This is a genomic window from Sphingomonas sp. NFR15 (genome assembly GCF_900103265.1).
Taxonomy (GTDB): Bacteria; Pseudomonadota; Alphaproteobacteria; order Sphingomonadales; family Sphingomonadaceae; genus Sphingomonas; species Sphingomonas pollutisoli.
The window spans coordinates 102709-125002 of sequence record NZ_FMWX01000003.1 but is presented as its reverse complement, the minus strand read 5'-3'; the positions used below and the strand labels follow the sequence as shown (position 1 = coordinate 125002).

The window sequence follows — 22294 nt, the reverse complement described above, 5'->3', positions numbered from 1 at the left end:
GGTGGCGCGCGCTCAGTTCGGCAGAACGGTGCGCGCGCCCGTGATCGTGATGTCGCTCCACACACCGGCGGCGTCGCCGGGCTGGCCGCCCGCCACGAACAGGCGATATCCGCCCGGGACGATCGCGCGCGTGCCGTCGTGTTCGACCAGGCTGAGGCTGCGCGGATCGATCGTCAGGCGCACCGTACGCCGCTCGCCCGGCTTCAGCGAGACGCGCGCGAAGCCGACGAGCTGACGCTGCAATTCAGGGGTTGTCCGCCCCTTCTCGGGGGCCGCCGTCGGTACGAGATACGCCTGGACGACCTCGTCGCCCGACATATTGCCGGCATTCTCCACCCGCACGCTGGTGACGAGCGGCTCGCCGGCGGCGATGCTCACCGCCGCGGGGGAGACCGGCGCGTAGGCGAAGCGGGTGTAGCTCAACCCGTGACCGAACGGATAGAGCGGCGCGCCGGTGAAGAAACGGTACGTCCGGTTCTTCATGCTGTAATCGATATAGGCCGGCATATCGCGGGTCGCGGCATAGAATGTCACCGGCAGCCGGCCGCCCGGATTGACGTCGCCCGCGAGCATGCGCGCGATCGCCGTCCCGCCCGACTGGCCGGGATACCATGCGTTCACCACCGCGTCGGCGTTCTGCTTGCTCCACGGGTCGGCGATGGCGGAGCCGGTCATATACACCACGACCAGCGGCTTGCCGGTGGTCGAAAGCGCCGCCAGCATGCGGCGTTGCGGCTCGGGCAGTTCGATCGCGGTGCGGTCCCCACCCACGAAGCCGGGCACGTCCAGCCGCAACGCCTCGCCCTCCAGCGTCGGCGACAGGCCGACGAAGGCGACGATCACGTCGGCATCGCGCGTCGCGGCGAGTGCCTCGGCCTGCTGCGCCGCGCCGGGTGCGACCCAGCGTAAGCCGATGCCGCCGTCCTCGCTTTGATGGATATAGTCGATGCGGATGTCGCGGGCGCGCGCGTCCATGAAATCGATGTCGGCTTCGACATGCTCATCGCTGCCGTCGTCGGTGATCAGCGGCTTGCCGTCGATCCACACGCGCGCGGGATCGTGCCCATCGCAATCGAAGCAGCGCGGCACGTCGAGCCGCAGGCGATATCGACCCGGCGCGGGCGGCGTCAGTTGGCCGGTCCAGCGCACCGCATACGTGTCCTCGGCGAGCCCCGCGGCCGGCGGCGCGCGATCCCAGTCGAAGTCGATCTTGCGATCCTGCCGGCGCAGCACGGGTGCGCCGGCCATGTCGGTGCCGCGAAAATATTCGCCGCGCAAGCCCGGCGCGCCATTCGCGGACAGGGCGGTCTCGGGCACCGGCACGGGAACGCCCTCCGCCAGCACGCCACCTTGCGCATAGCGCACCCGCTCCGCGCCGAAGCGCGCGCGGATGCCCTCGAGCGGCGTCACCGGCGCCGCGGCGGTGCCGTGATAATTGGCCTCCAGCACGTCGAGCGAATCCGCGTTCGGCCCGATCACCGCGATCCGCGTGCCGGGCTTCAGCGGCAGCCGATCCTGGTTGGTGAGCAACACCAGCGATTCCTCCGCCGCCCTGAGCGCGAGCGCGCGGTGGGCGGCCGAATCGTTTTCACTCGGCGCGATGCGATCCCACGGGCTCCGCTGCCCGAACGCGATGCCGAGCGCGGCGCGCGAGGCGAACACGCGCCGCAGCGACGTATCGAGCGACGTCTCCGGGATCAGCCCATCCCGCACTGCGACGGGCAGCGCATCGTAGCTCGGGCCGCAATCGAGATCGGTCCCGGCGCTCAGCGCCGCCGCCGCCGCCGATGGCATATCGAGACGATAATTGTGGAAAGTCGTGATGTACCCGACCGCGTCGCAATCGGACACGATCAGCCCGCGGAACTTCCAGTCGCCACGCGCGCGATCGGTCAGCAGCGCGGTCGAGGCGCAGGCGGGCGTGCCGTGCAACGCATTGTAGGCGCACATCGTCGACAGCGCGCGCCCTTGCGTCAGCGCCATGCGGAAGGCAGGCGTGTAGGTTTCGGCCATGTCGCGCGGCGACACATCGACATCGAAGCTGTTGCGCCCCGCCTCCGGCCCCGAATGCGCGGCGAAATGCTTCGGAGTAGCGATGGCCTTGGGATGCGCGACGTCCGGACCCTGGACGCCGGTGACGAACGCCACGCCGAGCGTTCCGGTCAGGTACGGATCTTCGCCATACGTCTCTTGTCCGCGCCCCCAGCGCGGATCGCGGAAGATGTTCACGTTCGGCGACCACAGATGCAGCCCCGCGAAACGCCGGCGGTCGGCACCGCGCGGCAAGGCGTTGTACTTGGCGCGCGCCTCGGTCGAGATGACGTCGCCGATCTGGTGCACCAGCGCCGCGTCCCAGCTCGCGGCAAGCCCGATCGCCTGCGGAAACACCGTGGCGATGCCATTGCGCGCAAGGCCGTGCAGCCCCTCGCTCCAATAATCATAGCCCGGCAAGCCAGCCTTGGGCAGAGCGGGTGCGCTGCTGCCGAGCTGCTTGGCCTTCTCCTCCATCGTCATCGTGCGGATCGTGTGTTCGATCGCGGGGGTGGCGGCGGACGGCGCATCGGCGGCGATCAGCAGGATCGGGAACATCGGCTTTTCCTCATCGACGTCGCTGAACAAAAGACAGCCCGGCGCGACCGGGAAGGTCGCGCCGGGCCAGTTCGGGGGGGGCCCGATCAGAAGTTGGCGCGAACGCCGAACCGGTACATGCGGCCGATCACGTCGTACAGGCCGGGGTTGGTGATGTCGCTCGGCACGGTCGCGGCATCCTTGTTGAACAGGTTGTCGACCTTGACATAGGCCTGCAGACCCTTGGCGAACTTGTAGGACGCGCTGATATCGACGTAGAGCGCGCCCGCGAGGCGATTGCGGTCGATCGTCGGGTTGTTGACGGTCGAGACCGGGCAATCGGTCGAGCAGACGACATATTCGTTGGCCAGCACGCCCGCGCTGAACCAGCGCTGCTGAAGCGTGAAGCTCACATCGTCGGTGCTCCAATCCTCGCTGGCGAGCACCTTCCAGCGCGGGGTGGCGCCCGCGCCGAGATTGACGCCGGCGCCTTGGATCGGGATCGTACCCGGCAGGCCGCGATTGGTGACGAAGTTCTTCACGTGCGTCGCGAGGCCGCGCAACGAGATCTTGCCCGGCAGGCCCACGCCATCGAGCGGGAACTGATAGCTGCCCTCGATGTCGAACCCGTCCGTGAAGATCGACGCGAGGTTGAACGACTGCACCGTGACCGAGGCGTTGTTCGGGTCGCTCAGGTTGAACGTGCCGCAGGTGAAGCTGACGCCCGCATAGCACAGGTTGATCTGCGTCTGCGCGTCGAGCGCCGCGATCGCGCCCTTCAGGCTGATCCGATAATAATCGAACGAGAGGTTGAGGTTGCGTGCCCAGGACGGTCGCGACAGCACGATGCCGACTTCGGTGTTGCGCGCGATTTCCGGCTTCAGGTTCGGGTTGCCCGCCGTCGTCTGCAACACGGTGATGGTGCGGTTGTTGAACGGATCGACCGTGCCCGTGCGGTTGCTGGTGACCGGCGCGGCATAGAGTTCGCTGAGGTTGGGCGCGCGGATGTCGCGTGATGTGACCGCGCGCAGACGGATGCCGTCGAGCGGCGTCGTCCACGTGCCGCCGATCTTCCACGTGTAGACCGTGCCCGACGTGCTGTAGTGCGTGCCGCGCCCCGCGATGTCGAGGTTGGCCTTGCCGATCGCCGCGCTGTCGAACAGCGGCGCGTTGAGTTCCAGGAAGCCTTCGTAAACGGTATAGGCGCCGCGTCCGTCATGATAATTGCCGGCATACCAATTGTTGCCGAGCGGGTTGAGCAGCGGGTCTGCCGGATAGGCGCTGGTGTTCTGGTTGGTCGCGGTTACGCCATTGCCGTAGGGGTCGCCTTTCACCTCGTAGAATTCGTGGCGATATTCGCCGCCGAACGCCACCGACAGCGGGCCGGCCGGCAGCCGCAACGGATCACCGTTGACGGAGAAGCTCGCCACGTCCTGCGTTTGGCGGGTGTGCTGCGACGGGCCGGCGGAGGGTTCGACATATTCGAGCGCGGCGGCGCTCGGCGTCTGGCCGCCGAAGATGTTGATCGGTACGCAGCCGCTGGCGACGGCGACCGGATTGGCGCAGGTGATCACGCCGTTGGCGCCGCGCACCGCCTGGATCGCCGCATTGTAACGCGGCATCAGCGGGATGTTGTAGACGTGGATGTCGGTGATTTCGGTGCCGTGCTCGCCGTAGGCGTCATAGCGCCAGCTCGTGCCGAACGCCTGGAAACGCCCCTTCGCGCCGCCGACGAAGCGGTATTGGTTGCGGTTGGTGTGCACCGTCACGAATTCCGGGAAGATCGCGTTGTCGACGCCGTAGCCGAAGCTGGTGATCCCGTTCGCCGTACATGCCGCCTGGATCGACGCGGGCACGAACGGGTTCGAGCATTGCATCGTCAGATTGCCGAACTGCGCCGAGCCGGGGTTCGGGATGTTGCTCGTCCCCACCTGGGCGATGTTGACGGTCGCATAGACTTCGTTGTCGGAATCGATATCGAAACCGACCCGGCCATAGCCGTTGATGCGGGTCAGCGCCGATTGCAGGCTGTTGCCGTTGGTGACGTTGCCGGAGCGATCGCCGCCTTCGCACAGGCCGTTGTAACAGCCCTGCACCGTGCCGGCCGCGTTCTTCAGCGGGACGCCGTTCGAGCCGTATTGAAACTGATAGGGATTGCCGGCCGCATCGAAGGCAGTGCCCTGCAACGGCCCCGACGTGATCAGACCGTAGAGCGAGGCCTGGTAGGACTGGGTGAAATTGCGGTCGAGATATTGCGGCCGCCCGTCGTTGGTGATGCCGCGGTTGATGAGGTTGCGCGCGACCAGCCATTTGCGCCCGTTCGGGCCGCTACCGTTCGGATCGGACCCCACGCCGAACCCGGCGCTGCCGATCCCGTCCTCATGGCTGTATTCCGCGCTGCCGATCAGGTGCAGGCGATCATTGAGCAGCGCTTTACCAGCGGCGGCCTGGAACGTGTAATTGCCGTCGTCGCCATAAGTGGTGATGCCGCCCTGCACGTTGGCGCGGAACCCCTGAAAGCGCGTGTTGGTCACGAAGTTGACCACACCGCCGACCGCGTCCGAGCCGTACGACGCGGAAGCGCCGCCTGTCACCACGTCGACCCGGTCGATCAGCAGTTGCGGGAACAGGCTGACGTCGGCGACACCGGTCACGTTCGCGCCGACGATGCGCTGGCCATCGAGCAGGGTCAGCGTGCGGATCGGCTGCAATCCGCGCAGGCTGAGCGTGCTCAGCCCCTGCACGCCGGTCGAGGTGCCGTTCGCGCCGACGGTCGTTCCGGTGCTGCCCTGAAGCGAGGGCAATTGCGCGACGGTGGTGAAGATGTTGGGCTGCGCGTTCTTGATGATCGCGTCGCGGTTCAGCACCTGGGTCGGGGTGGGCGCGGTGAAGCCGCTCGACGTGATGCGCGAGCCGGTGACGACCACGTCGCCCTGCGGTGCCGGCGCTCCCGTGGGCGCGCTGGGGCTCAAGGTCGCCGGTGCGGGCTGGGAGACCGGTGCCTCGCCGCCCTGAACCGGGCCGGGCGCGCTGCTCACCTGGGCGAAAGCGGGCGTCGCAAGCATCGTCGATGCCGCCAGCGCAGCCCGGAAAATCGTCGTCGTCACCTGCCGCATGAGAACTCTCCCCGTTTTTTCGTGCGGCGTGTTCAGGCTCCGTGAGCGTTCGATCACCGCGTGCGACGCTCTTATGCCGAAACGGAATCCCTTCACAAGATAAGTTTTACAATTTCTTTTAATTAAAGTTGGGGAGTGGTGACGCGTGCGTGTCGATCGCGCTGGTTCGGTCCCGCTCCGCCATTGCCAGCGCGAGTGCGATCGGCCCGAGCGGCCCAGCCTCCGCGCCGAGGCCGGGCGAACGCACGAACCGCTCGGCGGGCAGCGCGAGATAGCGCCCGACCAAGGCCCGTACGCGCGCCTCGATGCGTTCGATGAGGAGCGGTCGCGACGCCATGACGCCGCCGCCGATCAAGATGCGTCGTGGCCCGGCGATCGACACCAGCGCCTGGAGCATCTGCGCCACCGCCTCGACGACCGTGTCCCAGACCGGATCGTCGTCCGGCACCGAGGCACCGTCACGCCCGAGACGCGCCGCGATCGCCGGCCCGGCGGCAAGCCCCTCCACGCAGTCGCCATGATAGGGGCATGCGCCTCGCCAATGATCGCCGGCCAGCCGGGCGACCCGCATGTGCCCCGCCTCGCAATGCCCGAGGCCCCGCGTCGCCTGACCGTTGACGATCAGGCCCACGCCGACGCCGGTGCCGACCGTGACATAGGCAAGATCATCGAGCCCCTGCCCGGCGCCCCAGCGCCGTTCGGCAAAGGCCGCGCCGTTGACGTCGGTGTCGAACGCGACGGGCACCGCATAGCGCGCCGCCAGCGGCGCGACGATCGGCGTGTCACGCCACCCGGGCTTGGCCGTCGAGGTGATGGTGCCATAAGCGGGCGAGCTGATGTCGAGGTCCAGCGGACCGAATGACGCGATGCCGAGCGCGTCGAACCGACCGTCACCCCACCAGCGATCGAGCGTTTCGATTATGGCGGCGAGCGTCGTCGCGGGATCGAGCGTCGGGATCACATGCTGTTCCGCGATCCGGTCGTCCCCGTTCGCGAGCACGACGATGCATTTGGTGCCGCCCAATTCGACACCCGCGATCCGCTTCATCCGTCTTCCTTGTTCCGTCGTTTGCGATTTACGTCACGCGCGGCTTCGTACGCGGGCGGGCAGATTAAACAATCATTTTTATTTAATTTGGCGGACGGTCGGTTAGGTATGACGATCGAACCGCCAGTGTCTCGAAAGGATGGTCCTTGCCTCTCCCGCTGATCCAGACGGCGCTCGCCGCCGCGCTTTCCGTGACGGTCGGCGCGCGGCCGGTCACCACCATGCCGATCGTCGTACCGCAGCCGGAGACGATGCGGCTGACGGGAGCGGCGCTCGACCTCGGCGACACTGCCACCATCGCCGCGCCGGACGGCATCGACGCGGAGACGCTTCATCTGGTGCGCGCCGCGCTCGACAAGGTCGGCGTGCGCCGCGTCGCGGTCACGAAACGCCCAGGGCGCGCTGGCACGACGCGCGTGGTGTTGGGGCTCGGTTCCGATCCCCTCGTCGCGCGCGCGTTGGCGCAAGCCGGTGGCGCCGCTCCCGAGTCACCCGAAGGCTATGCGCTCGTCAGCACCACGGTGGGCGGCGGGCCGCTGATCGTTCTCGCCGGCCAAGACGCGGATGGCCTATATTACGCGGCACAATCGCTTGGGCAGATCGCCGCGCGCGGAACGCTGCCGGGGCTGACGCTGTCCGATCGCCCGCGCATGGCGGTGCGTGGCACGATCGAGGGCTTCTATGGTGCGCCCTGGTCGATGGCCGACCGCATGGCGCACCTCGCGTTCCTCGGCGGCGTGAAGGCGAACACCTACGTCTATAGCCCGAAGGACGATCCGTTCGCCCGCGATCGCTGGCGCGATCCGTATCCGCGCGCGACCTTCGAAGCGCTGAGGGCGCTCGCCGATCAGGCGAGGCGGTACCATGTGCGCTTCACCTATGCGATCTCGCCGGGGCCGTCGGTCTGTTACTCCGATCCAGCCGACATCGCGGCGCTCGAACGCAAGTTCGCGGCGTTCCGGGCGGTCGGCGTGCGATCCTTCTACATCGCGTTCGATGACATCGATTACACCAAGTGGAATTGCGAGCGTGACCGCACGACGCTCGGCGAACCGGGCGCGGCGGCGGCGGGGCGCGCGCAGGCCGCCTTCATCAACACCATCCTGAGCTGGCTGGCCGCGCGGGACGGGAATGCCGCGCGGCTGATGATCGTGCCGACCGAATATTCCGACACGAAGGAAACGCCGTACAAGGCCGCGCTCCGCGCGATCGACCCGCGCGTGCTGGTACAGTGGACCGGTACCGACGTCGTGCCGCCATCGGTCTCGATCCGCGACGCGAAAGCCGCGGCGACCGCGTTCGGCCGCAAGACCGTCCTTTGGGACAATTACCCGGTCAACGATTACGCGGAAGCGGCCGGGCGGTTGCTGCTCGCCCCCTACATAGGCCGCGAACCGCAATTGGCCGGGCAATTGAACGGCATCCTCGCCAATCCGATGAACCAGGAAGCACCCAGCCGCGTCGCGATCACCGGCAGCGCCGCGTTCGCCTGGAACGATCGCGACTATGATGCCGATCGCGCGTGGCGCGCGGCCGCCGCCGAACTCGCGTCGCGGGACGGGCCGACGACCGAGGCGCTGCTGCTGCTGTTCGATCTCGAACATCTCGCGCCGACCTTTCACAGCCAGCCGTGGCAATCGCAGGCGCCCGCGCTCAAACGACTGCTGGACGGCGTGACGGACGCTTTGGCGGACGGCAGCCCAGCCGACCGCACCGCCATGCTCGCCGCCCTCGGCGCGACGGCGGCGCGCATGATCGCCGCGCCGGCGACGATCCGAGCCGGCGTCCACGACGCCGGCTTCCTCGCGCAGAGCGCGCCGTGGCTCGATGCGCTCGGCCTATGGGGCGAAGCGCTCCAGGCGACGGCGGAGGGGCTGATCGCGGCCAATGCCGCCATGCCGGCGGCCTGCACGCGCTTCGCCGAGGCGGCCAGCTACGCCAGCCGGGCGGAAGCGTTGCGGACGATCGAAGGCGCCACCCGTCCGCAGGGCACGATCCGTGTGGGAGACGGCGTGCTCGATCGTTTCATCCGCGCCGCGCCGACCTTGATCGCGCCACTGTCGCGCGCACAAGCGCCGGCTGGAGGTTCGACGGACTGCGGCGGCGCGGCGGTCACCGCTTCCAACCGATAGTTCAGTCAAACCGGTATGGACGTGTTGCGGCCTTCTCCCGGCGCGGCCATGCACCTCGTCCTCAATCGGCTCGATGAGCCAAAGCGGAGGCGCGATGATTCAGCTCGACGGTAAGACCGCCCTCGTCACCGGTGCGAGCGGTGGCCTCGGCCGGGAAATCGCGAAGGCGCTCGCGGCGGCAGGTGCCCACGTCCTCCTCCACGGCCGGAATGCCGATCGGCTCGCCGGGCTGGAGCGGGAGATCGCGACCGCCGGCGGTTCGGCCCGGATCGTCATCGCCGATCTTCGCGAGGCGGACGCGGCGGCGAGCCTGCTGGCGGCGTGCGAGTCCGTCGACATATTGGTCAACGCCGCGGGAGATCGCGATCGAAGGCCACTCGCCGAGCTCGACCGCGACGCGGTGCGTAAGCTCGTCGACATCAACCTGGTCGCGCCGTTCGATCTCGCGCGCGGTCTTGCCGCCAGCATGCCGGCGGGCGCGCGCATCATCAACGTGACGTCGATCGCCGGCCAGATCGCCCGCGCGGGCGACGCCGCTTACACCATGACCAAAGGCGGCCTCGATGCGCTCACCAGAGCGCTCGCCGCCGAACTCGGGTCGCGCCAGATCACCGTCAACGCCGTCGCGCCCGGCTTTTTCGCGACGCACGCGAACGCGGCAATGGTCGCGAACCCCGCCGTGGCCGAGCATCTCGCGCGTCGTACCGCGCTCGGGCGCTGGGGTCGCCCCGAGGAAATCGTCGGCGCCGTGCTCTTTTTCGCCTCGCCGGCTTCGTCGTACGTCACCGGGCAGGTGCTCGCCGTCGATGGCGGCTATCTCGCCCATTTTTGACGCGGCCCGCCGTCCTGTCGCCTCGCGACACTATAAGAGGTGTCCATTTCCCCTAGCCACATGGTTCCGCCGGAGCCATGTCGGCACGTCGGTCACGTCGATGCCCCGCGCGGCGTTGAACGTACCCGCCTTGTCCCACGCGACGCCCGTGCCGCGCGCGAAGGCAAGACGATACTTCCGCATTCCGTCGTCGGGGTGCGCGGCGGCTTCGGACCGCAGGCGATCCATGTCCCGAAGCACTCGCTCCACGTCGCGGCCGAGGTGGTCTGCCACCATGTCGGCAAGCCGGGCATAGGAGAATGTATCCCCGGCGACGTACACCACCTCGTTCCGGATGCGCGGTTGATGCGCGAGGATGATGGCGGTGAGCCTCCCGATGTCCTCGGCGGTGGTCACGGTCAGGCGATTGTCCCAACTGCCGAGCGCATGAACCTGGGCGCGTTCCAGATCGACCAGGCCGAAGGCTGGCTCGAACAGGAAACTGGTGAACATGCCCGTCGAGACGACAACCCATTGCGTGGCGGATTGCCCGCGCAGCATGTCGCGGACGTCCGATTGCTCGTCGAAGACGTCCTGGCCGCTGCCGCGCCCGACCACATCGTAATCGACGCCGAACTGCCACGGCACATAGCGTTCCACCCCGGCTTGCAAGACTGCCGTGGTGATCTTGCGCTGTGTGCCGGGCCCGCCGACGAACCCGGTGCAGCAGATGACCGTGTCGAACCCCGCAAAGATCGCGGCGAGACCGTCCACCGTTTCCGTCGCGAGGTCGCCGTGAACGATCTGAAGTCCCTTGTCGCGCAACTGGCGGCCTACCTTGCCTTCCGCGGCGGGTGGACGGAGCAGGACGCTGGTCGATCGGGCGCTTTCCGGGTTCCGCTCCAGCAAGCCGGCGATGACGGCGAGCCCCAATTCTCCCGCGCCGATGACGAGCGTGGTGGCGGCAAAGGTCTTGGTTTCCGGCATCTGGCGCTCCTTATGATCCTGATGGCAAGATGCGATGCACGGCCCGGATGCAGAAGAAGGTACACGCGTGATACTGCTCGATGATTTCGATTTCGACGAGGTGATCGCCCGCTCGCAGGCGGCCTGCGACGCGCTGAGCTACCACGATGACGGGCTGAAGCGGAACGTGCTGGCCCATGCCGGCAACCGTTGGTCGCTGGGCATCGTCCACGCTCTCGGCGTCTCGGGCACGTTGCGCCACGCGGAGTTGGCGAGGCGGCTGGAAGGTGTCACGCAGCGCATGTTGACCCGGTCCCTGCGTCACCTGGAACGCGACGGCCTGATCGTCCGCCGCGACCATGGTGAGGTTCCGCCTCGGGTGGATTACACGCTGACGCTTCTGGGGCGGGGCTTGCTCGTCGGGATGATACCGCTTTGGACGTGGATCATCGACAACGCCCCGGCGTTCAGGGCCGCGCGCGACCGGTTCGACCATGGCACGTCCGCGACGGCGGTGCTCGAGTGAAGGGGCGGTGCCGCGCATCCCGATGGGATCATCCTTCCCATCCGCCACCAAGTGCCAGGAACAGGTCGATCTGCCGTTCATCCCCGGCTCGACGCGTGGTTCGCGCAGGATCCGAAACATGGCGGCGCCTTATGGCCCAGCCGGGCGACATCGTCGCGCATGCGCGATCAGCGCGGGCGATACCGATGCCGACGGACGCCGCAAGCGCACATGCCGCGCGCCGATGCGCCCCCCGGCACCGCAAGGCCGCTACGCCGTCGCTTTGACGCGGGCTCGCCAGACGTGCAGCAGCGGCTCCGTATAGCCGTTCGGCTGCGCCGCTCCCTCCAGAATGAGGCTTCGCGCCGCCAGAAACGCGGCGGACGGTTCGCCCGCGCGCGTCAACGGTGTGTAGAGCGGGTCGCCGGCATTCTGCACATCGACCTTGGCCGCCATGCGGACGAGCGCACCCTCGACATCCTCAAGCGTGGCGACGCCGTGGAGCAGCCAGTTCGCCATATGCTGCGCCGAGATCCGCAGCGTCGCACGATCTTCCATCAGGCCGACGTCGTGGATGTCGGGCACCTTGGAGCAGCCGACCCCCTGATCGACCCAGCGCACGACATATCCGAGGATTCCCTGGGCGTTGTTGTCGAGTTCCTCGCGGATTTCGTCCGGGCGCCAGGTGCGGCCGACCGCGAGCGGCGGGGTGAGCAGCGCCGACAGCGCGGCGACGGGTTCACCGGTGCGCTGCGCCTGGCGTGCGGCGACATCGATGCGGTGATATTGCGTGGCGTGGAGCGTCGCGGCGGTCGGGCTCGGCACCCAGGCGGTGTTCGCGCCGCTCAGCGGATGCGCGATCTTGTCGCGCAGCATGTCGGCCATGCGGTCGGGCGCGGCCCACATGCCCTTGCCGATCTGCGCGCGCCCGGCGAAACCGCAGGCGAGGCCGATCTGGACGTTGCGATCCTCATAGGCGTTGATCCAGTCGGTCGCCTTCATCTCGCCCTTGCGCACCATCGGCCCGGCCCGCATCGCGGTGTGGATCTCGTCGCCGGTGCGATCGAGGAAGCCGGTGTTGATGAACACGATCCGGTCCTTCACCGCATGGATGCACGCGGCGAGATTGGCGCTGGTGCGGCGCTCCTCGTCCATCACGCCGACCTTGATGGTGTGGCGCGGCAGGCCGAGCAGATCCTCGACCGCGTCGAACAGCCGGTTGGTGAAGGCGGCTTCGTCGGGGCCGTGCATCTTCGGCTTGACGATGTAGATCGATCCGGCGCGGCTGTTCCGCCGCGCGGCGGGGCGCTTCAGGTCGTGCAGCGCGATCAGGCTGGTCACGATCGCGTCGAGAATGCCTTCGGGCGCCTCGCCACCGTCACGCAGGCGCAGCGCCGGCGTGGTCATCAGATGGCCGACATTGCGGACGAACAACAGGCTGCGGCCCGGCAGGACCAGCGTGCCGCCGTCGGGCGTGGTGTAATGGCGATCGTCGGCGAGGCGGCGCGTGAGCGTCCGCTCGCCTTTGGCGAAGCGCGCCTCGAGATCTCCACGCATCAGGCCGAGCCAATTGGCATAAGCGGCGACCTTGTCCTCGGCATCGACCGCCGCGATCGAATCCTCGAAATCGCAGATCGTGGTGAGCGCGGATTCGAGAATGACGTCGGCGATCCCCGCCGGGTCGCTCGCGCCGATCGGATGGCTACGGTCGATCACCACCTCGATATGCAGGCCGTTGTGGCGCAGCAGCAGGGTTTCGCCGCGGCGCGCGACCAACTGACCCGGGTCGGCGAGGACCGGCGCACCGCCGCGCCACGCGCCCCATGGGCCGTCGGCCAGCGGCACGGCATCGTCGAGGAACGCCTTGGCCCAGGCGATCACCGCCGCACCGCGCGTCGTGTCATATGCGCCCGCTGTCGGAACGGCACCGATCGCATCGGTGCCGTAGAGCGCATCATACAGGCTCCCCCAGCGCGCATTGGCGGCGTTGAGCAGGAAGCGCGCGTTGAGGACCGGCACGACCAGTTGCGGCCCGGCCATCGTCACTTCGGCATCGACCGGGCCGGGCGCGATCGCGAAGGGGGCGGGCTCCGGGCGGAGATAGCCGATCGACCGCAGGAACACCGCGTCCGCCGGCGCGCCGGACTCGTAGCGCGCATCGATCGCCGCCTGAAGCGCGTCCCGCTCGGCCAGCAAGGCGCGGTTTTCGGGCGTGAAGCGCGCGAAGATCTCCGCCGCGCCTTGCCAGAACGCTTCGGCCGCGATCGCCGTGCCGGGAAGAACCCGCTCCTCGATGAAGCGCGCGAGGCGCGGATCGACCGACAGGCCGGCGCGATCCCACATTTGCGCCAACATCAGAGGCGCCCGAGCCGGTGGTAGAGATTGCTGTATTTGACCGACTCCGGGCTGTCCTGAACCTCTGGCCGTTGCAGGTGCGTCATCACCGCCGCCTTGAGCAACTGGAAATCCTCGGTCGAGAAGATCGCGCGGGCGCGGGCCGGTGCGGGGGTGATGATTTCGGTGGTATCGGTGGTCACGTCTCTTCTCCTTTTGGGGCGCGACGCGGCGAAGCCGCGTCGTCGGCCGGCGGCTTCGCCGTCGCCGGCCGGGCGTGATCGCGTCGCGATCACGCCGCGAACTGGTTCATCGTATTGTGCGCGCCGCCGGCCTTCAGCGCCGCCTCGCCCGCGAAATATTCCTTGTGATCGTCGCCGATGTCCGAACCGGACATGTTCTGGTGCTTGACGCACGCGATCCCCTCGCGGATCTCCTTGCGCTGCACGCCCGCGACGTAGCCGAGCATCCCCGCTTCGCCGAAATAGTCCCTGGCGAGATTGTCGGTGGACAAGGCCGCGGTGTGATAGGTCGGCAGCGTGATGAGATGGTGGAAGATGCCCGCCCGCGCGCTCGCATCCTTCTGGAAGGTGCGGATGCGCTCGTCGGCTTCGTGCGCGAGATCGGTGCCGTCGTAGATCACGCTCATCAACGCCGCGCGCTCATAGGCGGAGACGTCGCGGCCCTCCTCGGCCCAGGCATCATACACCTGCTGGCGGAAGTTGAGCGTCCAGTTGAACGAGGGCGAATTGTTATAGACCAGCTTGGCGTCGGGCACGACCGCGCGGATGCGATCGACCATCGAGGCGATCTGCTCGATATGCGGCTTCTCGGTCTCGATCCACAGCAGGTCGGCGCCGTTCTGGAGGCTGGTGATGCAATCGAGCACGCAGCGGTCGGCGCCGGTCCCGGCCTTGAACTGGAACAGGTTCGAGGGCAGGCGCTTCGGCCGCATCAGCTTGCCGTCGCGTTCGATCACCACGTCGCCGCGTAAGGTGGTGACATCGGTCACCTCCTCGCAATCGAGGAACGCGTTATACTGATCGCCGATATCGCCCGCTTCGTTCGAGAAGGCGATCTGCTTGGTGAGCCCCGCGCCGAGCGAATCGGTGCGCGCGACGATGATGCCGTCCTCGACGCCGAGTTCGAGGAAGGCGTACCGGCAGGCGCGGATCTTGGCGAGGAAGTCCTCGTGCGGCACCGTGACCTTGCCGTCCTGATGCCCGCATTGCTTCTCGTCGGAGACCTGATTCTCGATCTGGAGCGCGCAGGCGCCCGCCTCGATCATCTTGCGCGCGAGCAGATACGTCGCCTCGGCATTGCCGAAGCCTGCGTCGATATCGGCGATGATCGGCACGACATGCGTCTCGAAACCGTCGATCTTCGCGGTGATCTCGGCCGCCTTCGCCGCGTCGCCGGCATCGCGCGCGGCGTCGAGATCGCGGAACAGCAGCCCCAGTTCGCGCGCGTCGGCTTGCTTGAGGAAGGTGTAGAGTTCCTCGATCAGCGCGGGAACGCTGGTCTTCTCGTGCATCGACTGGTCCGGCAAGGGGCCGAAGTCGGACCGCAGCGCCGCGACCATCCATCCCGACAGGTACAGATACTTGCCGCGCGTCGAGCCGAAATGCTTCTTGATCGCGATCAGCTTCTGCTGGCCGATGAAGCCGTGCCAGCATCCGAGCGACTGGGTGTAGCGCGCCGGGTCCGCGTCATACGCGGCCATGTCGTCGCGCATGATCCGCGCGGTATGGCGCGCGATATCCAACCCGGTCTGGAAGCGGTTCTGGAGCCGCATCCGCGCGACCGCCTCGCCCGAAATGCCGTCCCAGCCCGGTCCGTTGGCGGCGATGATGCGGCGGGTGTCGGTGATAAGGCTTTGGTAGGTCATGAGCGTCCTCGCGGGTTGTTGACCATGTCATGCCCCGCTCGGCGGGCGCGATGAAGGACGCAGAGTGACGACCAGACAAAGCGTGACTTGAATTGTTTGTCACACCATGACAGAAATGCTCATGGCACCGGCAGGCGACCGCAAGCTCTATCTCGGCCCGCGTTTGCGGCTGCTGCGCCGCGACCTCGGCCTCAACCAGACGCAGATGGCCGAGGAACTCGGCGTCTCTCCGAGCTATCTCAACCATCTCGAACGCAACCAGCGGCCGTTCACCGCACAGATGCTGCTCCGCCTCGCCGACACCTATGACATCGACATGCGCGGCTTCGTCGCGGCGGCGAACGAGGCGTCGTCGAGCGACCTGCACGAGATTTTCGCCGACGCGCTGGTCCGCGACATCGGCGTGCCCCGGCAGGAGGTGCTCGAGGTCGCCGAAAATTATCCGGGCGTCGCTGAGGCGGTGACGCGGCTCTACCGCGCGCTCGCCGACTTGCGGCAGATGCCCGAACGCGTCGAATCGGCGGGGCTGGCCGGCACGCGCGTCGCGTCACCGCTCGCCCGGCTGCGCGACTGGCTCGACGCGCGGCGCAATCACTTCGCGGACCTCGATGCGGCGGCCGAGACGATCTCGGCCGCGCTGGGGGACGATCCCGATGCCGTGCGAGAGGCGATGGCGCGGCGGTTGCGCGACGATCATGGCGTCGCGGTGCGGATCGTCGGGCGCGAGGTGCTGGGCGATGCGATCCGGCATTACGACTATCACCGCCGCCGCCTGATGCTCGCCGAGACGCTGTCGGCTTCGGACCGGCTGTTCGAGATCGCGAGCCGGCTCGCGCTCGAGGATCTTTCCGGGCAGCTCGCCGCCGCGACCGCCGCCGCCGACGCGCCCGACGGCGAGACGCGCGGTTTGGCGCAACAGACGCTGACCAGCTACGCCGCCGCGGCGATCGTGATGCCCTATGGCCGCTTCCATGCCGCCGCCGAGGCGAGCCGTTACGATATGGACCTGCTGACTGCGCGGTTCGGCGTCTCGTACGAGCAGGCCGCGCATCGGCTGACGACGCTCGACCGGCCGGGCGCGCGCGGCGTGCCGTTGTTCCTGCTCAAGCTCGACACGGCGGGCAACGTCGCCAAGCGGTTCTCCGGCGAGACGATGCCGCTCGCGCGCTTCGGTGGCGGGTGTCCGCGCTGGCGTGTCCATCGCGCCTTCCGCCGGTTGGGCGAGACCGTCACCGACCGGGTCGAGATGCCGGACGGCGCCTCCTATCTGACCTGGGCGCGCGCGGTGATGCGCGGCGAGGGTCGCGAGCCGGCTGTGATCGTGCTGGGCTGCGAGGCGAAGCACGCCGCGCGCATCGGCTACGGCGACGCTTCGGCGGGCGTGACCCGGATCGGGCCGGCCTGTCACCTCTGCGAGCGCACCGATTGCACCGATCGCTCGCTGCCCCCGATCACGCGCTCGCTCGATCTCAACCCGATCCGCAAGGCGCGCGTGCCCTATCCCTTCAGGGCGATCTGACAGCCGGCGCGGCCCGCGCGCTGATGCGGGGCAGGCCGTGAAAAACGGCCGCTACTGCCGAAGATAGGCGGCGAGCTCGTCGGGCGTCCCATGCGGGAACGCGTCCTTCAGATAGTCGAGGAACGCCGACACGCGCGCGCTCAGCAGGCGGCGTGTCGGATAGAGCGCCCACAGCGCGATCTCCGGCGCATCGGCGTCGCCGAGATGCACCAGCCTGCCCTCCGCGAGATCATGGCTGACGAGCGATATCGGGAGGCGGCCGACGCCCAATCCCGTCCGCACCGCATCGCGCACCATCACGAGCGACGACAGGCTCAGAACCGGGCGGACGGCGATCTTCGCGCGGCCCGTCGCGGTCGTGATGTCCCAGGCGCCGACCGGTTCGGCGGCCCCGCGCACCACCGCCGGGACGGGCGCACCGTCCGCCTGCGGCACGAGCCCCGGGCCTGCCACCACGACGAGCCGGTCGCGCAGGAAGATTCGCCCTACCAGACCGTCATCGGGTTCCGGGTTCACCCGGATCACGAGGTCATACGCCTCCTCGATCATGTCGACCGGGCGGTCCTCGGTCGTGACCTCGAGCCGAACCTCGGGATATTTCAGCGCGAAGCCCGCTGCCAGCTTCCCCATCGCGGTCTGCGAGAAGAGCAGCGGCGCGCTGATCCGCAGGCGCCCGCGCGGACTGTGTCCGCCCGAGGCGATCGCCGCCGCCGTCTCGTCGAGTTCGCTCAGCAACTGGGCCGTCCGCTCGAACAGCGCGCGCCCTTCCTCGGTCAGCTTGAGCGCGCGCGCGCCGCGCTCGAACAGGCGGAGGTCGAGGCCGGCCTCCAGGTCCGCGACACGGCGGGACAGCGTCGCCTTGGGGCGCCCGGCCGCCCGGGAGGCTTTTCCGAACCCGCCATGACGGGCGACGAGGTTGAAATCGGCGAGGGCGAGAAGGTCCATATGTTCCACCTGTGAGACGGTACGTCCAAATCTACCGGCTACCGGCACGATTGTGGATCTCTAATTTGGGGGCAAGCCAACCGGCCCAAACCTGAACGACCCTCTCAAGGAGTGACCTTCATGACCATTCTCGTAACCGGCGCGACCGGCACTGTCGGGCGCAACGTCGTCGAACAGCTCGTCAGCCGCGGCGCTGATGTGCGCGCGCTCGTCCGTGATCCCGCCAAGGCCGGCTTCACCGCCGGTGTCGATGTCGTCCAGGGGGATCTGCTCGACGTGGACTCCGTGCGCGCCGCCATGGCCGGCGTGTCCACGCTGTTCCTGCTGAACGGTGTCGTCGCCGACGAATACACCCAGGCGCTGGTCGCGCTCAACGTCGCGCGCGAGGCGGGGATCGAGCGGATCGTCTATCTCTCGGTGATCCACAGCGACCTCTACGTCAACGTGCCCCATTTCGCGGGCAAGTTCGGCGTCGAGCGGATGATCGAGCGGATGGGCATGGGCGCCACCATCCTGCGCCCGGCCTATTTCATGGACAATGAGCTCACGATCAAGGACGTGGTCACCGGCTACGGCATCTATCCGATGCCGATCGGGGCGCGCGGCCTCGCGATGATCGACGCGCGCGACGTCGGTGAGATCGCCGCGCTCGCGCTGATCCGCCGCGAACGGTCGGCCACGCCGCTGCCGCTCGATCGCATCAACCTGGTCGGGCCGGACACGCTGACCGGCGCGGGCGCCGCCGCCGTCTGGAGCGAGGTTCTCGGCCGCACGATCGCCTATCCGGGCGACGACACCGCCGCGTTCGAGCAGAACCTGCGCCAGTTCATGCCGGGCTGGATGGCGTTCGACATGCGCCTGATGGCCGAGCGCTTCCTGAGCGACGGCATGCTCCCCGAGCCGGGCGATGCCGACCGGCTCACCGCGATGCTCGGCCGACCGCTGCGCTCGTACCGCGACTATGTCCGGCAGATCGCCGGCTGAGCCGCCATCATCCCCCGAACGAAAAGGACCATCGACATGATCTATTCGACCGCGACCGTCCCCGTGAACCCGCACGGCGAGCCCAGGCTGACCCGCGATCAGATCTGGAAAGGCCTCGAACGCAAGGCGCGCGACGCCCGGCTCTTCCTGCCGCCGGGCCTGTGCACCCGCTGCGACGTGACCGAGGAAAGCCGGACCCACTTCGTCCGCGAAGCCACCATCGCAGGCGCGGATCTGCGCGAGATCATCACGCTCGAACCGGGGCGCAAGGTCACCTTCTTCCAGGCGAGCGGCCCGCGCGAAGGCGCGATCATCAACGCCCTGACCGAGGACGCGGCGGGCGCGCTTCACCTCACCTTCTATTGCTACCTCGGGCTGCGCGACAAGATGCCGAACGGCCCTGAGGAACAGGCCGAACAGGCCCAGTTCGACAGCGATCAGGGCTATAAGGCCGCCCTGCTCTCCACGCTGAAGCGCACCCGCGAAATGCTCGCCGAGGGCACGCTCTGATCGGGCGCGCGACGGGGACGAGGGCGCGGCGATCCGGAGGAGACCGGGTCGCCGCCCACCTGCGATACGCGTCGCTCACGCGCCCCGTTGCCGGCTGAGATAGCGATGGATGGTGCTGCGATGGATCCCCAGGCTCCGCGCCGCCTTGCTGACATTGCCCTGCGCCTCCGCCAATGCCGACGCGATGAGTTCGGCCTCGCGCTCGGCGAGCGCCCCGCCACTCGGGGCGGGGCGCACTTCGAATTGCGTCGCGGCCCCGGCCGACCCGCGCGCGGGCGTATCCCACCGGCCCACCGCCTGCGCGCCGGTGCTGAGCCGCAACGCCAGATCCGCGCCGTGCCGCGCGCGCTCTTCGAAGAGTTGCCCGATCAGGCTCTCATCGAGCGCGTCCCAATGGCGATCGACCAGCGCGAGGCCGCGGCGGTTGCCGGCCACCAGCCGATCCTCGCGGAACACCAATATGCCTTCCCGGCTCGTGCCCAGCATCGCCGGGTCGCCGTGGAAGCGCAGCACGCGGCAATCGTCGAAGCGCTGGCGGAACAGCCGATGCTCGATCTGGTCGACCGCCATGCGGATCATGCCGAGCGCGTGGCCGTGACCGACCGCCGACGGACCCGAAATATCGAGCGCGCCGATGATCGCGCCGCGCGGGTCCATGATCGGCGTGCAGGCGCAGCTCAGCACGCCATGCCCGGCGAAGAAATGCTCCGGCCCATGCACCGCGACGGGCTTCCGCTCGGCGATCGCGGTGCCGATCGCGTTGGTGCCCGTGCTCGCCTCCTTCCAGGACACGCCGGGGCGCAGCGCGACCTGCGCGGCGCGCGACGCGAAGGCGAGGTCGCCGATCGCATCGAGGATCATCCCATCACCGTCGGCGAGGATGACGACGCTGCCGGTTTCGCGCGCTTCCCCCGCCAGCACCTCGAGTTCGGGGCGGCACAAGCGTCGCAAGGCTTCGTGGCGTTGCTGGAGGACGTGCAGATCGCCGTCGGCGATCGGCGCCAAGCGCGGCAACGTGCGTTGCGCGAGGCCGAGATCGACGCAGCGTATCCACGATTGCAGCACGGGCGGGCGCACCGCGGCGACCGGCAGGCGGCCCTCGCCGAAGAACGCCTCCCGCGCCGAGTCGATGCCGACGCTTTCCATCGCGGATCCAGTCTCCATCCTATCGCGCGCGGTCGTGCGCCGCGCCTCGCCGATGATCTTACTCCGATCCGCGCGAACGCCAACCGCCCGACTCACCGGCCTGACGCCGCGCCGCCCATCGCCCCCGCGAAGCCGGCCCAACTGTCGCACTCTGCGACAGGTGCGCGTCCGACTGTCGCACGCTGCGCCGGACCCGAGCGATCGCGCGCCGAAATTCCGTCGTCCGGCGCCCGCCCGCCTCCCGCGCCGCTTGCCAGCGGGCGCCGGCGGGCGCCTTTTGGTCCGATAAATCGACACCAAGGAGAGGCATATGACCGTCCACCAGACCGTCTCGGCGCGCACGGCGCCGTTCAAGGCGCGCTACGGCAATTTCATCGGCGGCACCTGGGTCGAACCCAGCGAGGGCCGTTATTTCGAGAACCGCTCACCGATCGACGGACAGGTGATCTGCGAGGTCGCGCGCGGCACGGCCGCCGATATCGAGCGCGCGCTCGACGCCGCGCACGGCGCGAAGGAGGCCTGGGGCCGCACCAGCCCCGCCGAGCGCGCGCTCATCCTCCACCGGATCGCCGACCGCATGGAGGAGCATCTCGCCGAACTCGCCACCGCCGAAACCTGGGACAACGGCAAGCCGATCCGCGAGACCACCGCCGCCGACGTGCCGCTCGCGATCGACCATTTCCGCTATTTCGCCGGCTGCATCCGCGCGCAGGAAGGCGGCATTTCCGAGATCGACCACGACACGGTCGGCTATCATTTCCATGAGCCGCTCGGGGTCGTCGGGCAGATCATACCCTGGAATTTCCCGCTGCTGATGGCGTGCTGGAAGCTCGCGCCGGCGCTCGCGGCGGGCAATTGCGTCGTCATCAAGCCCGCCGAGCAGACCCCGGCCTCGATCCTCGTCTGGGCCGAACTGGTCGGCGATCTGCTTCCGCCGGGCGTGCTCAACATCGTCAACGGCTTCGGCGTCGAGGCCGGCAAGCCGCTCGCGCAATCGCCGCGCATCGCCAAGATCGCCTTCACCGGCGAGACGACCACCGGCCGGCTCATCATGCAATATGCGTCGGACAATCTCATTCCGGTCACGCTCGAACTGGGCGGCAAGAGCCCGAACATCTTCTTCGCCGACGTGGCGGACGAGGACGACGACTTTTTCGACAAGGCGATCGAGGGCTTCGCGATGTTCGCGCTCAACCAGGGCGAGGTCTGCACCTGCCCGAGCCGCGCGCTGATCCACGAGCGCGTCTATGACCGTTTCATGGAGCGCGCGATCCGCCGCGTCGAGGCGATGGTGCAGGGCGATCCGCTCGATCCCGCGACGATGGTCGGCGCCCAGGCGTCCTCGGAACAGCTCGAGAAGATCCTGTCCTATTTCGACATCGGACGGAGCGAAGGCGCCGAGTTGCTGACCGGCGGCACGCGCAACGTGATTGAGGGGCTCGACGGCTATTACGTCAAGCCGACCGTGCTCAAGGGCGACAACCGGATGCGCGTTTTCCAGGAGGAGATTTTCGGCCCCGTCGTATCGGTCACCACCTTCAAGGACGATGCCGAGGCGCTCGCGATCGCCAACGACACGCTGTACGGCCTCGGCGCGGGCGTGTGGACGCGCGACGGCACCCGCGCCTACCGCATGGGCCGCGCGATCCACGCCGGACGGGTGTGGACCAACTGCTACCACGCTTATCCGGCGCATGCGGCGTTCGGCGGCTACAAACAATCCGGCATCGGCCGCGAGAACCACAAGATGATGCTGGACCATTACCAGCAGACCAAGAACCTGCTGGTCAGCTACAGCCCCAAGAAGCTCGGCTTCTTCTGA

Annotated in this window: 16 protein-coding genes; 7 read left to right on the top strand and 9 right to left on the bottom strand. The window is 68.2% G+C overall.

What is annotated here, in order from left to right:
* Positions 1-12 precede the first annotated feature (12 nt).
* From BLS81_RS08715 to BLS81_RS08705, 3 genes are all read right to left on the bottom strand, one after another.
* Positions 13-2589 carry a glycoside hydrolase family 3 C-terminal domain-containing protein gene (locus BLS81_RS08715; protein WP_093223708.1) on the bottom strand — a complete coding sequence of 859 codons (2577 nt, stop codon included), beginning with the start codon at positions 2587-2589 and terminating at the stop codon, positions 13-15.
* 86 nt (positions 2590-2675) lie between these two features.
* A complete protein-coding gene (locus tag BLS81_RS08710) occupies positions 2676-5684 on the bottom strand; it encodes a TonB-dependent receptor plug domain-containing protein (protein WP_218123108.1) in 3009 nt (1002 codons plus the stop codon).
* 118 nt (positions 5685-5802) lie between these two features.
* On the bottom strand, positions 5803-6732 hold the full coding sequence (locus BLS81_RS08705; protein WP_093223146.1) for an ROK family protein: 930 nt from the start codon (positions 6730-6732) through the stop codon (positions 5803-5805).
* Positions 6733-6878: 146 nt separating this feature from the next.
* Between BLS81_RS08705 and BLS81_RS08700 the strand changes: the two genes are divergently transcribed.
* On the top strand, positions 6879-8864 hold the full coding sequence (locus BLS81_RS08700; protein WP_218123107.1) for a glycoside hydrolase family 84 protein: 1986 nt from the start codon (positions 6879-6881) through the stop codon (positions 8862-8864).
* Positions 8865-8958: 94 nt separating this feature from the next.
* Positions 8959-9696 (top strand): SDR family oxidoreductase, encoded by a 738-nt coding sequence (locus BLS81_RS08695; RefSeq protein WP_093223703.1) that lies wholly within the window; start codon positions 8959-8961, stop codon positions 9694-9696.
* A gap of 30 nt (positions 9697-9726) precedes the next feature.
* Here the strand turns inward: BLS81_RS08695 and BLS81_RS08690 are convergent, their stop codons facing one another.
* Complete coding sequence (locus BLS81_RS08690; RefSeq protein ID WP_093223144.1) at positions 9727-10662, bottom strand: aromatic alcohol reductase; 936 nt, start codon at positions 10660-10662, stop codon at positions 9727-9729.
* Between the two features lie 34 nt (positions 10663-10696).
* Here BLS81_RS08690 and BLS81_RS08685 point away from each other — a divergent pair, with 34 nt between their 5' ends.
* Positions 10697-11167: a winged helix-turn-helix transcriptional regulator gene (locus tag BLS81_RS08685; RefSeq protein ID WP_093223142.1), complete on the top strand. Its 471-nt coding sequence runs from the start codon at positions 10697-10699 to the stop codon at positions 11165-11167.
* 249 nt (positions 11168-11416) lie between these two features.
* Here the strand turns inward: BLS81_RS08685 and BLS81_RS08680 are convergent, their stop codons facing one another.
* The 3 genes from BLS81_RS08680 to BLS81_RS08670 all read right to left on the bottom strand — a co-directional run bounded on the left by BLS81_RS08680 (position 11417) and on the right by BLS81_RS08670 (position 15368).
* Positions 11417-13501, bottom strand: a complete 2085-nt coding sequence (locus BLS81_RS08680) for a malate synthase G (RefSeq protein WP_093223140.1) — start codon at positions 13499-13501, stop codon at positions 11417-11419.
* A complete protein-coding gene (locus tag BLS81_RS20725; RefSeq protein ID WP_093223138.1) occupies positions 13501-13683 on the bottom strand; it encodes a hypothetical protein in 183 nt (60 codons plus the stop codon). Before BLS81_RS20725 ends, BLS81_RS08680 begins: the two co-directional genes overlap by 1 nt.
* An 89-nt stretch (positions 13684-13772) precedes the next feature.
* Positions 13773-15368 (bottom strand): isocitrate lyase, encoded by a 1596-nt coding sequence (locus tag BLS81_RS08670; protein ID WP_093223136.1) that lies wholly within the window; start codon positions 15366-15368, stop codon positions 13773-13775.
* Between the two features lie 106 nt (positions 15369-15474).
* On the opposite strand from BLS81_RS08670, the gene BLS81_RS08665 reads away from it, so the two are divergent.
* Positions 15475-16887, top strand: coding sequence for a helix-turn-helix domain-containing protein (locus BLS81_RS08665; RefSeq protein WP_371128258.1), 1413 nt, complete (start codon positions 15475-15477; stop codon positions 16885-16887).
* A gap of 51 nt (positions 16888-16938) precedes the next feature.
* Here the strand turns inward: BLS81_RS08665 and BLS81_RS08660 are convergent, their stop codons facing one another.
* Entirely contained in the window at positions 16939-17832 is an 894-nt protein-coding gene (locus BLS81_RS08660) for a LysR family transcriptional regulator (protein ID WP_093223135.1), read from the bottom strand.
* A 120-nt stretch (positions 17833-17952) separates the two neighbouring features.
* On the opposite strand from BLS81_RS08660, the gene BLS81_RS08655 reads away from it, so the two are divergent.
* Together BLS81_RS08655 and BLS81_RS08650 are read left to right on the top strand one after the other, a co-directional pair.
* Positions 17953-18816, top strand: coding sequence for an SDR family oxidoreductase (locus BLS81_RS08655; RefSeq protein ID WP_093223133.1), 864 nt, complete (start codon positions 17953-17955; stop codon positions 18814-18816).
* A gap of 36 nt (positions 18817-18852) precedes the next feature.
* Entirely contained in the window at positions 18853-19326 is a 474-nt protein-coding gene (locus BLS81_RS08650) for an SRPBCC family protein (protein WP_093223132.1), read from the top strand.
* Positions 19327-19401: 75 nt separating this feature from the next.
* On the opposite strand, the gene BLS81_RS08645 is transcribed toward BLS81_RS08650, so the two are convergent.
* A complete protein-coding gene (locus BLS81_RS08645; protein WP_256326143.1) occupies positions 19402-20490 on the bottom strand; it encodes a sigma-54-dependent Fis family transcriptional regulator in 1089 nt (362 codons plus the stop codon).
* 292 nt (positions 20491-20782) lie between these two features.
* Between BLS81_RS08645 and adh the strand changes: the two genes are divergently transcribed.
* A complete protein-coding gene (gene adh, locus BLS81_RS08640) occupies positions 20783-22294 on the top strand; it encodes an aldehyde dehydrogenase (RefSeq protein ID WP_093223128.1) in 1512 nt (503 codons plus the stop codon).

Bases quoted from the DNA above. Each gene is read 5' to 3' on its own strand.
- BLS81_RS08715 (WP_093223708.1), bottom strand. From the start codon at position 2,589: ATGTTCCCGATCCTGCTGATCGCCGCCGATGCGCCGTCCGCCGCCACC.
- BLS81_RS08710 (WP_218123108.1), bottom strand. From the start codon at position 5,684: ATGCGGCAGGTGACGACGACGATTTTCCGGGCTGCGCTGGCGGCATCG.
- BLS81_RS08705 (WP_093223146.1), bottom strand. From the start codon at position 6,732: ATGAAGCGGATCGCGGGTGTCGAATTGGGCGGCACCAAATGCATCGTC.
- BLS81_RS08695 (WP_093223703.1), top strand. From the start codon at position 8,959: ATGATTCAGCTCGACGGTAAGACCGCCCTCGTCACCGGTGCGAGCGGT.
- BLS81_RS08690 (WP_093223144.1), bottom strand. From the start codon at position 10,662: ATGCCGGAAACCAAGACCTTTGCCGCCACCACGCTCGTCATCGGCGCG.
- BLS81_RS08685 (WP_093223142.1), top strand. From the start codon at position 10,697: ATGCACGGCCCGGATGCAGAAGAAGGTACACGCGTGATACTGCTCGAT.
- BLS81_RS08680 (WP_093223140.1), bottom strand. From the start codon at position 13,501: ATGTTGGCGCAAATGTGGGATCGCGCCGGCCTGTCGGTCGATCCGCGC.
- BLS81_RS08670 (WP_093223136.1), bottom strand. From the start codon at position 15,368: ATGACCTACCAAAGCCTTATCACCGACACCCGCCGCATCATCGCCGCC.
- BLS81_RS08665 (WP_371128258.1), top strand. From the start codon at position 15,475: ATGACAGAAATGCTCATGGCACCGGCAGGCGACCGCAAGCTCTATCTC.
- BLS81_RS08660 (WP_093223135.1), bottom strand. From the start codon at position 17,832: ATGGACCTTCTCGCCCTCGCCGATTTCAACCTCGTCGCCCGTCATGGC.
- BLS81_RS08655 (WP_093223133.1), top strand. From the start codon at position 17,953: ATGACCATTCTCGTAACCGGCGCGACCGGCACTGTCGGGCGCAACGTC.
- BLS81_RS08650 (WP_093223132.1), top strand. From the start codon at position 18,853: ATGATCTATTCGACCGCGACCGTCCCCGTGAACCCGCACGGCGAGCCC.
- BLS81_RS08645 (WP_256326143.1), bottom strand. From the start codon at position 20,490: ATGGAGACTGGATCCGCGATGGAAAGCGTCGGCATCGACTCGGCGCGG.
- adh (WP_093223128.1), top strand. From the start codon at position 20,783: ATGACCGTCCACCAGACCGTCTCGGCGCGCACGGCGCCGTTCAAGGCG.